The 11,772-nt window shown below is 66.2% G+C and carries 12 protein-coding genes; 8 read left to right on the top strand and 4 right to left on the bottom strand.

What is annotated here, in order from left to right; all coding sequences use genetic code 11:
- Positions 1-77 precede the first annotated feature (77 nt).
- The 4 genes from ACTTAI_RS01820 to lpxK all read left to right on the top strand — a co-directional run bounded on the left by ACTTAI_RS01820 (position 78) and on the right by lpxK (position 3,459).
- Positions 78-899 carry a sugar phosphate isomerase/epimerase family protein gene (locus ACTTAI_RS01820; RefSeq protein WP_444453837.1) on the top strand — a complete coding sequence of 274 codons (822 nt, stop codon included), beginning with the start codon at positions 78-80 and terminating at the stop codon, positions 897-899.
- Between the two features lie 78 nt (positions 900-977).
- The gene (locus ACTTAI_RS01815) at positions 978-1,235 is read left to right on the top strand and encodes a DUF4170 domain-containing protein (RefSeq protein WP_110804364.1); all 258 of its coding nucleotides are present in this window, start codon (positions 978-980) and stop codon (positions 1,233-1,235) included.
- A gap of 14 nt (positions 1,236-1,249) precedes the next feature.
- On the top strand, positions 1,250-2,470 hold the full coding sequence (locus ACTTAI_RS01810; RefSeq protein ID WP_444453834.1) for a 3-deoxy-D-manno-octulosonic acid transferase: 1,221 nt from the start codon (positions 1,250-1,252) through the stop codon (positions 2,468-2,470).
- Positions 2,470-3,459: a tetraacyldisaccharide 4'-kinase gene (gene lpxK / locus ACTTAI_RS01805; RefSeq protein ID WP_444453832.1), complete on the top strand. Its 990-nt coding sequence runs from the start codon at positions 2,470-2,472 to the stop codon at positions 3,457-3,459. Before ACTTAI_RS01810 ends, lpxK begins: the two co-directional genes overlap by 1 nt.
- Here the strand turns inward: lpxK and ACTTAI_RS01800 are convergent.
- Positions 3,456-4,118 carry a DsbA family protein gene (locus tag ACTTAI_RS01800; protein ID WP_444453830.1) on the bottom strand — a complete coding sequence of 221 codons (663 nt, stop codon included), beginning with the start codon at positions 4,116-4,118 and terminating at the stop codon, positions 3,456-3,458. The genes lpxK and ACTTAI_RS01800 overlap by 4 nt on opposite strands.
- Positions 4,115-4,693: a DUF721 domain-containing protein gene (locus ACTTAI_RS01795; RefSeq protein WP_444453828.1), complete on the bottom strand. Its 579-nt coding sequence runs from the start codon at positions 4,691-4,693 to the stop codon at positions 4,115-4,117. Before ACTTAI_RS01795 ends, ACTTAI_RS01800 begins: the two co-directional genes overlap by 4 nt.
- 81 nt (positions 4,694-4,774) lie before the next feature.
- Here ACTTAI_RS01795 and mutY point away from each other — a divergent pair, with 81 nt between their 5' ends.
- Positions 4,775-5,851: an A/G-specific adenine glycosylase gene (mutY, locus tag ACTTAI_RS01790; RefSeq protein ID WP_444453827.1), complete on the top strand. Its 1,077-nt coding sequence runs from the start codon at positions 4,775-4,777 to the stop codon at positions 5,849-5,851.
- Positions 5,852-5,904: 53 nt separating this feature from the next.
- Here the strand turns inward: mutY and ACTTAI_RS01785 are convergent, their stop codons facing one another.
- The gene (locus tag ACTTAI_RS01785; protein WP_444453825.1) at positions 5,905-6,540 is read right to left on the bottom strand and encodes an alpha-ketoglutarate-dependent dioxygenase AlkB family protein; all 636 of its coding nucleotides are present in this window, start codon (positions 6,538-6,540) and stop codon (positions 5,905-5,907) included.
- A 169-nt stretch (positions 6,541-6,709) separates the two neighbouring features.
- On the opposite strand from ACTTAI_RS01785, the gene dnaK reads away from it, so the two are divergent.
- The 3 genes from dnaK (at position 6,710) to radC (ending at position 10,716) form a co-directional block, all read left to right on the top strand.
- Positions 6,710-8,626, top strand: a complete 1,917-nt coding sequence (dnaK, locus tag ACTTAI_RS01780; RefSeq protein ID WP_444453823.1) for a molecular chaperone DnaK — start codon at positions 6,710-6,712, stop codon at positions 8,624-8,626.
- 68 nt (positions 8,627-8,694) lie between these two features.
- A complete protein-coding gene (dnaJ, locus tag ACTTAI_RS01775; RefSeq protein ID WP_444453821.1) occupies positions 8,695-9,846 on the top strand; it encodes a molecular chaperone DnaJ in 1,152 nt (383 codons plus the stop codon).
- A 105-nt stretch (positions 9,847-9,951) separates the two neighbouring features.
- Positions 9,952-10,716 (top strand): RadC family protein, encoded by a 765-nt coding sequence (gene radC, locus ACTTAI_RS01770; protein ID WP_444453819.1) that lies wholly within the window; start codon positions 9,952-9,954, stop codon positions 10,714-10,716.
- On the opposite strand, the gene ACTTAI_RS01765 is transcribed toward radC, so the two are convergent.
- Positions 10,713-11,666, bottom strand: a complete 954-nt coding sequence (locus ACTTAI_RS01765) for a hypothetical protein (protein ID WP_444453817.1) — start codon at positions 11,664-11,666, stop codon at positions 10,713-10,715. The genes radC and ACTTAI_RS01765 overlap by 4 nt on opposite strands.
- Positions 11,667-11,772: the final 106 nt, after the last annotated feature.

Here is an 11,772-nt window from a genome sequence, read left to right as displayed (position 1 = left end):
AGCGGCTTCAAACCGGATTGAAAAGCGCGCGCGGCTGGCGCAGCCTGTGTCAGCACGAGCAACCATAGGGGTCAGCGATGACAAAAGAGTTACCCGTTCTGGGCGCTGCGCTCAGCCTTGACATGATCGAGTTCCATCGCGACTGGTTGTTCGAGAAAGACCGCGACATCGAGATTCAAAGCTTCTGCTGGCCCACCACCCATGACGGCGACACGCTTGATCTGGTGGCCCGCGCGAAACAGCTTCTGGAGGGTCACAAAGGGCGGCGTGGGCTGCATGGGCCGTTCATGTCCTTCCGCATCGATTGCGCCGACCCCGAAATCACCCCGGTGATCCGGCACCGGCTGCTGCGCACGCTCGAAATCTGCGCCGATCTGGAGGCTGATCAGATGGTGGTGCATTCACCCTACGGGCTCTGGACCGAAGCGGATATCGCCACCTCCTCGGTCGCGGCCGCGATTTCCTTTGAACGGGTGCGCTTCGTGATGGGGCCGGTGATCGAGCGGGCCGAACGGCTGGGCGTCGAACTGGTGCTGGAAAATGTCGAGGACACCGATCCGGGGCTGCGCGCCCGGCTGGCCGAGGCGCTGGGCAGTGCGGCGGTGAAGCTGTCGCTCGATACAGGCCATGCGCAGATGATGCACCACCGCTGCGGGGCTCCGCCGGTCGATGCCTTCGCGCTGGCGGGCGGTGCGGCGCTGCGGCATGTGCATCTGCAGGACGTCGATGGCTTTGCCGACCGGCACTGGCACCCGGGCGAGGGCAACATTCCCTGGAAGGCAGTCTTTGCCGCGCTGAACCGGTTGCCGCAGATGCCGCGGCTGCTGCTTGAAGTCTTCGACCCGCGCGGGTTGCGCAAGGGGGCGGACTATCTGATCGGGCTCGGGCTGGCCCAGTAACTGCCCCCCGCATCCCGGCTTGAGAGGCGACGGGGCTTCGCATAGTCTGCCCGCACAACTTCTCCGACAGGATGGCCCATGAGCAAACCTTCTCCCCAACGCCTGCATCTCGTTTTCGGCGGCGAACTTGTGTCCGCCTCGCGCAGCGAGTTCAAGGATGTGTCCGCCATCCATATCGTCGGCATCTATCCGAATTACGCCACGGCCTATTCCGCCTGGAAGGCCGAGGCGCAGCGGACCGTGGACGACGCGCATATGCGCTATTTCATCGCCCACCTGCACCGGCTGCGCGACGAGGAAACCGACGCGTCGCCCACCGAGGAACTCGGCAGCTGAGACCCTGACCCCCGATGCTGGGATCGCTTGCACGCTGGTGGCGCGGCAGCCCCGACCCCGCGACGGGGACCGGGGAAGACGTGCTGCCGCCCGATGCTCCGGGGCCGGTGATCTGGATGCAGATCGGCCCCGAGGCCGCGAGTGCCGGTCTTGACGGTGCGCTGCAGGTTCTGACCCGGCTGCACCGGGTGCGCCCCGAGATGCGGGTGATGCTGGCGCTGCCGCCGGGGCTAGAGCCCATTTTGCCCGAGGGGGTCGAGCTTGTTCCCCCGCCCGATGAAAGCATCGGCGTTGCCCGTGACGCGCTGGACCGGGTCAAGCCGGGGCTTGTCGTGCTTTTCGGCAACGATCTGCCTGGCACGCTGATCACTGGCGCCGACCGCGAGGGCATCCCGGTGATGATGGTCGATGTCTGCCTGCCGCCGCCCCTGCGTCGCCTCGGCCGGATCGGGCAGCGCGGCCTTTTGCGCCGGATCAGCCGGATTCTCGTGCGCGATCAGGCCTCGTTCGGGCTGCTGGAGCGGCAGGGCCTTGATCCGGCACAGATCGATGTCGGCGGGGCCCTTGGCCTGCCACCCGAGCCCCTGCGCTGTTCCGAGGCCGAGCGGGCCTCGATGGCGGCGCTGACCCATACGCGGCCGGTCTGGCTGGCGGCTTCGGTGCCGCAGGCGGAACTTGCCGCGGTGCTGGCGGCACAGGCCCATGCGCAACATCATGCGCATCGGATGCTGCTGATCCTTGCCCCCGATCAGCCCGATGACGCGCTGGAACTGGGCGACCGGCTGACCGACGAGGGCTGGGCGGTGGCGAGCCGCTCGCTCGAAGGCGAACCCGATGCGGAAACGGAAATCTTCCTGGCCGATGATCCGGCCGAATACGGGCTCTGGTATCGCGTCGCCCCGGTGACCTATATGGGCGGCACGCTGATCGGTTCCGCCGGCCATGCGCGCTCGCCGTTCGAACCCGCCTCGCTCGGGTCGGCGGTGGTGCACGGGCCGCAGACGGCGCCCTACGCCGAGGATTATGTCCGGCTCGACGAGGCCCGGGCGGCGCGGTCGATCCATGACGAAACCTCGCTCGGCGAGGCCATCGCAGATCTGATGTCGCCCGACCGGGCGGCGGTTCTGGCGCATAATGCCTGGGCCGTCACCTCGGGCGGGGCGGCCGCGGCCGAGGCCATCGTGCGGGCGATCTTGCGGGAATTCGACACCGCCCGCGCAGAAAGGACACCCTGATGCAGGCCCCCGCTTTCTGGTTCACCGATCCGGCCCGCCCCGCGCTGCGGGCGCGGCTGCTGAAGCCGCTCGGGCAGGTCTATGGCGCCGCGACCCGGGCACGGGTGGCCAAGGACGGTCTGCGCCTGCCGGTGCCGGTGATTTCGGTCGGCAACATCAACGCGGGCGGCACCGGCAAGACGCCGACGGTGATCGCGCTGGCACAACTGCTGGCCTCGCGCGGGCTCGAGGCGCATGTGGTCAGCCGCGGTCACGGTGGCAGTCTGCCCGGGCCGGTGCGGGTCGACGAGATGCGCCACCGGGCCGCCGATGTCGGCGACGAGCCCCTGCTGCTGGCGGCCTTCACGCCGACCTGGGTCGCCAAGGACCGCGCCGAGGGCGCACGAGCGGCGATCGGCGCCGGGGCAAAGGTGATCCTGCTCGATGACGGACATCAGAACCCGGCGCTGCAAAAGGATCTTTCGATCATCGTCGTCGATGCGGCGAAGGGCTTCGGCAACGGCCTGTGCCTGCCCGCGGGGCCGCTGCGCGAGCCGGTGGCCGCGGGGATGACCCGCGCCGATCTGGTGCTGTCGATCGGGCAGGTCCCGGCGCAGGAAAGCTTTGCCGCGCGCTGGGGCGACCAGATCACCGTGCCGCACCTGCGCGGACAACTGGTGCCCTTGCCCACCGGGATGGATTGGGAGGGCCAGCGGGTGCTTGCCTTTGCGGGCATCGGCCACCCCGAGAAATTCTTCGCCACCCTGCGCGGCCTTGGCGCCGAGGTGGTGCGGGCCGAAGCGCTGGACGATCATCAGCCCTTCTCGCCGCAACTGCTGACGCGGCTCGAAACCGAGGCGCTGTTCCAGCATGCGCAGCTGGTCACGACGGAAAAGGATGCCGTGCGCCTGCCTCCGGCCTTCCGGCCCAAGGTTCTGGCGCTGCCGGTGCGGCTGGTCTTCGAAGACGCCGCACCGCTTCTCAAAGCGCTCGAAAGCCTCGGGCTTTAGCCGCCAAGCTTCGCATCAAGGATCTTCTTCAGATCCTCATAGCTCATGTTGTCGTGCTTCTCGCCGTTGATCACCAGCGTCGGCGTGCCTTCGATCGCATCGGCCGAGGCGTTCTTCTGATAGGTCATCACCATCGCTTCGGCGCGGGCCTGATCGTTCAGGCAGGTCTCGATCTGCTCCTTGGTCAACCCGGCCTTGATGCCGATCTTGCGCAGGTTCTCGGCGATCGTCGCTTCAGTGCCATCACCGATCCAGGCCTTCTGTTCCGAGAACAGCATGCCGGAGATGCCATAGTATTTCAGATCGCCACCACATTGCGCGATCTGCCCGGCCCAAAGACCGAACTTGTCGAAATAGACCTCGCGCAGGATGAAGCGGACCTTGCCGGTCTCGATGTAGTCGCGCTTGAGCTTGCTCAGAACCTCGTCATGGAAATGCGCGCAATGCGGGCAGGTGTAGGAGGCATATTCGATCAGCGTGATCGGCGCGTCGGCCTTGCCGAGCGGGATATCAGGCAGGATGGTGCCAGTCGCGCCCGCGGCAACCGCAGGGGTCGCGATCAGGGTTTCGGCCGGACCGCGGCCAAGCGCGACATAGCCGCCCGCAGCCGCCACCACGGCGCCACCGGCGAGGCCAAGAAGAAGGGAACGTCGGTTCATGGATCAGCCTTTCTCAGGTCTTCCCGCTGTCTTGCGGGTTTCATCAGGATGTTTCGGGCAAGGTCTTCCAGCGCCGTCCGCAGCCCGGCATCGGCCAGACCTTCGGTCGCCGCCTGCGCTTTGGCGCAGACCTCGGGGGTGGGTTGCGCGGGCGCCTTTTTCGGCGCCGGGGCAAAGGCCGCCTGTCCCTCGGCAAAGCCGGTGGCGGCAGTCTGGGTGATCAGGATGCGGGAAATCGCATTGTAGCCGTAGCAGGCGTTGACCTTTTTGCGAATCTTCTCGCGGCTCATGTCGATCATCGGCGCCATCGGCCCGGCGACGAGCAGCGTCAGGCTGGCGCCGATGCCTTCGCGGCCATAGCCGATCTTCACCGGCACCGCATGGGCGGCGATCTCGGGACCAACGACCTCGGCCCAATGCGTGACGAGCCGGGCGATGGCGAAGCCACGCGATTCCCCCGCGACCCGGATCCGCTCTTTCACCAGACCCGCAGCCGCTTCGAAGCCGCGCATCCGGCGCAGCTTCACGGGCGCTGCGGGGCGCTCGAGCGGTTCGTGGTCGTGGTCGTCGTCCATCCCTGTCCTTCCGGAAACTTGGCCCTATTCTAGGCAGGCCACGGGGCAAAGCCAGAGGAATGGGGCGGGGGGCCATAAAGATTGCGTGACGGAAGCGAGGCGGAAGCGGGGGCGGCCCTGCTTTCCTGGTATGACAGGCAGGCACGGGTGATGCCCTGGCGGGTGGGTCCGGCCGAGCGCGCGGCGGGGGTCCGCCCCGATCCCTATCACGTCTGGCTGTCCGAGGTGATGCTGCAGCAGACGACGGTGGCCGCCGTGCGCGACTATTTCCGCCGCTTCACCGCGCGCTGGCCCGGCGTGGCCGATCTGGCCGCGGCCGAGGATGGCGATGTGATGGCCGAATGGGCGGGGCTTGGCTATTACGCCCGCGCCCGCAATCTTTTGAAATGCGCCCGGGCCGTGGCGGCGGCGGGCGGGCAGTTTCCCGCAACCGCCGAAGGCCTGCGGGCGCTGCCCGGGATCGGCCCCTATACCGCGGCGGCCGTGGCGGCGATTGCCTTCGACGAACCGGCCGTGGTGGTCGATGGCAATGTGGAACGGGTGGTGGCGCGGCTCTGGGCGATCGAGACCCCGATGCCCGCAGCGAAACCGGAGCTGGTCGACAAAGCCGGGCGCCTGACGCCGAAGCTGCGCCCGGGCGATCACGCACAGGCGATGATGGATCTGGGCGCGACGATCTGCACCCCGCGCAATCCGGCCTGCGCGCTTTGCCCGGTCAATGCGTTCTGTGCTGCGAAGGCGCAGGGTATCGCGGCCGAGCTGCCGCGCAAATCCCCGAAACCCGAGAAACCGACGCGCTTCGGCCTTGCCTATGTCGCGCTAGCCCCCGATGGCGGGGTGCTGCTGGAGCGCCGCCCCGAGAAGGGGTTGCTCGGCGGGATGCTCGGCTTTCCCGGCTCGGACTGGGCCGAGACCGACCCGGCCCCCTGCCCGCCCCTTGCCGCCGACTGGACCGCGCTCTCGCATGAGGTGCGCCACACCTTCACCCATTTCCATCTGCGGCTGCGGGTCTTCATCGCCCAAACCGAGGGGGAGGGCTTCACCCCAAGGCAGGAGTTTTCGCCCGCCGCCCTGCCCACGGTGATGCGCAAGGTCTGGGATCTGGCAGAAGCGGGGGCACAGGCGGGGGCGCTGCCCCCGCACCCCCGAGATATTTGAGGCAAGATAAAAGGGTGCGGGTTTTTTCTTGGCGCAAATACGCCCCTGCCCCCTCAGGTCACCACGCGCAGCGTCAGATTGATGCGCCCGCCCTGCGGCAAGAGCGTCGAGGTGCCGGGCGCAATCCGGTCGATGCCGTGGTAAAGCAGCCGCGCCGGGCCGCCCATCACCAGCACGTCGCCCGAGCGCAGCCAGAGGCTCTGCGTCGCCCCGCCACGCGTCTCGTTGCCGATGCGGAAAAGCCCGTCATCGCCCAAGGAAATCGACACCACCGGCTGGGCAAAATCCGCCTCGTCGCGGTCCTGATGCAGGCCCATCCGAGCCTTTTCAGCGTAGAAATTCACCAGACAGCACTCGGGGTTGCGATCAGAGCCCGAAACCGCCCGCCAGATCTCCAGAATGCACTCGGGGATCGGTGGCCAGGCCCCGCCCGAAGGGTGCGTTTCGCTGTAGCGATAGCCGCGCCGATCACTTATCCAACCGAACCGCCCGGCCGAGGTCATCCGCACTGACATCGGCCGCCCATAAGGCGTCATCGGCGAGAACAGCGGGGCTGCGGCGACGACCGCGCGCAACTCCTCGACCAGCGCCGCCTGTTCCGTGGGCACGAGCCAGCCGGGGTAATGCTGAAAGCCGCGGATCTCCTGCGGATCAGGGCGAATTTGCACCGGTCGGGCGGATTGTGGCATTTGTCGCAAACTCCCGCGCGTCAGTTCTTGCAGGGCTATTTTCCCCTCCTTATATACGCCGGGAAGCCGGAGCAGGCCACCTGCGCCGGACCGTCTGGAAACCTTGGGATAGGGGCCGGGGGCCTGATGGGACCCGCCCCCACCTGTCGCCGAAAGAAGAGGTATTGAAATGGCCAAAGTCATCGGGATCGACCTTGGGACGACCAACTCCTGCGTCGCCATCATGGACGGCTCTCAACCCCGCGTGATCGAGAACTCGGAAGGGGCGCGCACCACCCCCTCGATCGTCGCCTACACCGACAACGAGCGTCTGGTCGGCCAGCCCGCCAAGCGGCAAGCCGTGACCAACCCGACCAACACCGTCTTTGCGGTCAAGCGCCTGATCGGCCGCCGCACCACCGATGCCGAGGTGGAAAAGGACAAGAAACTGGTGCCCTATGCCATCGTCGACGGCGGCAACGGCGACGCTTGGGTGGAAGTGCGCGGCGAGAAATTCTCCCCCGCCCAAGTTTCGGCCGTGATCCTGCAAAAGATGAAGGAAACCGCCGAGAGCTATCTGGGCGAGACCGTGACGCAGGCGGTGATCACCGTTCCGGCCTATTTCAACGACGCCCAGCGTCAGGCCACCAAGGATGCGGGCAAGATCGCCGGTCTGGAAGTGCTGCGCATCATCAACGAACCGACGGCGGCGGCGCTGGCTTACGGCCTCGACAAGAAGGACAGCAAGACGATCGCGGTCTATGACCTTGGCGGCGGCACCTTCGACATCACGATCCTTGAAATCGACGACGGCCTTTTCGAAGTGAAATCGACCAACGGGGACACGTTCCTTGGCGGTGAAGACTTCGACATGCGCATCGTCAACTATCTGGCCGACGAGTTCCGCAAGGAGCATGGCGTCGATCTGACCAAGGACAAGATGGCGCTGCAGCGGCTGAAGGAAGCGGCTGAAAAGGCGAAGATCGAACTGTCCTCGGCCAGCCAGACCGAAATCAACCAGCCGTTCATCTCGATGAACGCGGCGACCGGCGTGCCGCTGCACATGGTGATGAAGCTGACCCGCGCGAAACTGGAAAGCCTCGTCGATGACCTGATCAAGGCCTCGCTCAAGCCCTGCGCCGCGGCGCTGAAGGATGCCGGCGTGTCGAAGGACGAGATCGACGAAGTCGTCCTTGTCGGCGGGATGACCCGGATGCCGCGCGTTGTGGAAGAAGTGACGAAGTTCTTTGGCAAGGAACCCCACAAGGGCGTGAACCCGGATGAAGTCGTGGCCCTTGGCGCCGCGATTCAAGCGGGCGTGCTGCAAGGCGACGTGAAAGACGTCGTGCTGCTGGACGTCACCCCCCTTTCGCTCGGCATCGAGACGCTGGGCGGTGTCTTCACCCGTCTGATCGACCGCAACACCACGATCCCGACGAAGAAGAGCCAGATCTTCTCGACCGCCGAGGACAATCAGAACGCGGTGACGATCCGCGTGTTCCAGGGCGAGCGGGAAATGGCCGCCGACAACAAGATTCTGGGCATGTTCAACCTGGAAAACATCCCCCCGGCGCCGCGCGGCGTGCCGCAGATCGAAGTGACCTTCGACATCGACGCGAACGGCATCGTTTCGGTCAAGGCCAAGGACAAGGGCACCGGCAAGGAACAGCAGATCACCATCCAGGCCTCGGGCGGTCTGTCGGACGATGACATCGAAAAGATGATCAAGGACGCCGAGGCCAATGCCGAAGCCGACAAGAAGCGCAAGGAACTGGTCGAGGCGAAGAACACCGGCGAAAGCCTGCTGCATTCGACCCGCAAATCGCTGGAAGAGCATGGCGACAAGGTCGATGGCTCGACCGTCGAGATGATCGAACTGGCCTGCAACGCGCTGGAAGAATCGCTGAAGTCGGAAGACCCGGGCAAGATCAAGGGCGCGGTGCAGAACCTGACCGATGCCGCGATGAAGCTGGGCGAAGCGATCTACAAGGCGCAGGCGTCGAGCGAGGGTGGCGCCGCGTCGGATGACGACGACAGCCCGCGGTCGGTCGACGACGATATCGTCGACGCCGACTTCGAGGACATGGGTGAAAACAAGCGCAAGTAAGCGCCGGAACCTGAGGAGCGGGCCCCGTCATGGGGCTCGCTTCCGTGTTCTCGCAGTGGGGCTTTCCAATGGCGAAGCGTGATTTCTACGAGGTTCTGGGGGTGTCCAAGGGCGCCTCGGCCGAGGAGATCAAGAAGGCCTATCGCAGCAAGGCGAAGGAACTGCACCCCGACCGCAATCAGGACAATCCGCAGGCCGAGGCCCAGTTCAAGGAAGTGAACGAAGCCTATGACGTGCTGAAGGATGGCGACAAGAAAGCCGCCTATGACCGCTATGGTCACGCGGCTTTCGAGGGCGGCATGGGCGGCGGCGGGCCGCGCGGGCCTTATGGTCAGGGCGCGGATTTCTCCTCGGCCTTCTCGGATGTGTTCGAGGATCTGTTCGGCGACTTCATGGGCGGGCGTGGCCCGGGTGGTGGCGGCCGGTCGCGGGCGACGCGCGGCTCGGACCTGCGCTACAACATGCGGGTGACGCTCGAAGAGGCTTACAAGGGCGCGCAGAAGACAATCACCGTTCCGGGCTCGGCCGCTTGCGGCTCGTGCAATGGCACGGGGGCCGAGGGTGGCGCGGAACCGCAAACCTGTCCGACCTGTTCGGGTCTGGGCAAGGTGCGGGCGCAGAACGGCTTTTTCACCGTCGAACGCACCTGCCCCACCTGTGGCGGGCAAGGTCAGGTGGTGAAGAACCCCTGCCGCGTCTGCCACGGTTCGGGCCGGATCGAGAAGGAACGCACCCTGTCCGTCAACATTCCGGCCGGGGTGGAAACGGGCACGCGGATCCGTCTGGCGGGCGAGGGCGAAGCCGGGATGCGCGGCGGGCCTTCGGGGGATCTCTATATCTTCATCGAAGTGCGCGAGCACGCGATCTTCCAGCGCGACGGGGTGAACCTGTTCTGCCGGGTGCCGGTGAGCATGGTTTCGGCCGCGCTCGGCGGCGAGGTCGAGGTGCCGACGATCGACGGTGGCCGGTCCAAGGTCAAGGTGCCGGTGGGCAGCCAGTCCGGTCGGCAGATGCGTCTGCGCGGCAAGGGGATGCCCGCCCTGCGTGGCGGCGGCATCGGCGACATGGTGATCGAACTGGCCGTCGAAACGCCGGTGAACCTGACCGCACGGCAAAAGGAACTGCTGGACGAGTTCCAGCGCATTCAGGCCGAGAACAACCCCGAAGGGGCGTCGTTCTTCCAGAAGGTGAAAAGCTTCTGGGATGGCATGAAGGGCTGACTTTCCGATCAGACCGAAAAGAGGGCGCCTGCGGGCGCCCTTTTGCGTATTTGGGCCAGGAAAAGCGTTAACCGTTTATTTACCACGTCAAGGCAAGCTGAGGGCATGAAGAGCCGTTCCTCCAGTTTCGACGAAGGGCCGACGCTGTTTGGCGACCCTGATGAGGCGCAGCCGGTATCTCTCTCCTCCGACCGGCTGCCCTCTTACATCACCGATCACCGCAAGCGCCTGCGGGACCGGTTCTTGGCGGGCGGCGCCGAGGCCATGCCCGATTACGAGTTGCTGGAGCTGATCCTGTTTCGCGCCCTGCCCCGTCAGGATGTGAAGCCACTCGCGCGGCGGCTGCTTGAGGTCTTCGGCAGCTTCGGCCATGTGCTGGCCGCGCCACAGGCCCGTCTGACCGAGGTCACGGGGGTGGGCGCAGCCGTGGTGCAGGAGTTGAAGATCGTCGAGGCGGCCGCGCAACGGCTGGCCCGGTCGCGGGTGCTGCAACGGCCGGTGCTGTCCTCGTGGCAGGCACTGCTCGACTATTGCCACACCGCCATGGCGCATCGCCCGACCGAGCAGTTCCGGGTGCTCTATCTCGACCGCAAGAACCTGCTGATTGCCGATGAGGAACAGGCGCGCGGCACGGTCGATCATGTGCCCGTCTATCCGCGCGAGGTGGTGAAGCGGGCCTTGGAACTGGATGCCTCGGCGCTGATCCTCGTGCACAATCACCCGTCGGGCGATCCGACGCCCTCGTCCGCCGATATCGCGATGACCGCGCAGATCCGCCACGCCGCCGAAGCGCTGGGGCTGGTGCTGCACGACCATCTGGTGATCGGCAAGGGCCGCGAACTCAGCTTCCGGGCTGAGGGACTGCTTTAATTCGCCGCCACATTGAGCGGGAAATCCGGCAGCGCCATCACCACCGCGCCCTCTCCATCGCCGCAGTCGGGCATCGCCAGCGTGATCGGCGCCGGAGCCTCAGCCGAGCCTTTCAGCAGACGCTGCGCCTGCGCGCGCAGATCCTTGCCGCAGCTTTGCGGCGTGATCTCGGCCTCGGCCTGCAGCCGGATGTCGGCCATCTCGGCGGGGGCGGAATAGATCTGCACCTGCGTCCCGGCCTCAGGGTCATCAAAGACCGCCATCCAGCCACCCAGCGGTGTATCGGCCGTGCGGGGCATCGCGGCACTCACGTCGCCCTCGCCGCCTGCACCGGAACCATATTCATAACCATGCAGCTGCAAGGCGGCCGGGCCTTCGGCGCTCAGAACATAGCGGTTCAGATTGGCAAGCCCTGTCACCGCCTGCACCGCGTTCAGCTGCGTGCCATCGGGAAGCGCAACGCTCAGCCGGGCCTCGGGCGCCATCGCCGGAACAAGGCCGCTCCAATCGCCGTTTGTCGAAAGCCGGATCGGCAGCGTCAGCCCCTCGTGCCGGATCGTGGCCCATTGCCCCGAGAGACAGGGGGCCTCCAGCGTCAGCTGGACCGAAGCCGAAGGCGCCGATGCCACCGAGAGCGTCGGCGCCGCACAGGCAGGTTTCGCGAAACCAGTCGCGGGGGCGGGATCGTCTTGTGGCAGCGTGACCGTGTCGGTCTCGACGACCTGCAGGCGCGGCGCAGGCGCGGTCAGACCCGGCACCTGCGCCACATGCACCTCCGGCTCCGCAGCAAGCGCCACCGGTTCGGCGGGCGATTGCGGCGTACCGGCCATCGGCGGTGACACTTGATCCGAGGTCAGACCGAAACGGGCCGAGTTCTGCATCACATGGCCCGTGGCCGCAGCCAGAATGAAGGTGGTGCAAACAAGCGCGATCTTGTGCAGCGGTTTCATCTCCGTCGCCTCCTGACTTCTTGCCAGAAGGTTAACGAAGCATCTCGGCAAAGCTTGGGCCAGACTGGGGCATGGTTTCCAAACTGGAAACGCACCCACTGCCAGA

The sequence above is a fragment of the Rhodobacter capsulatus genome (assembly GCF_052363175.1).
GTDB lineage: Bacteria > Pseudomonadota > Alphaproteobacteria > Rhodobacterales > Rhodobacteraceae > Rhodobacter > Rhodobacter capsulatus_D.
Note: the sequence above shows the minus strand (reverse complement) of the source record. Positions and strands in the feature narration are given on the sequence as shown.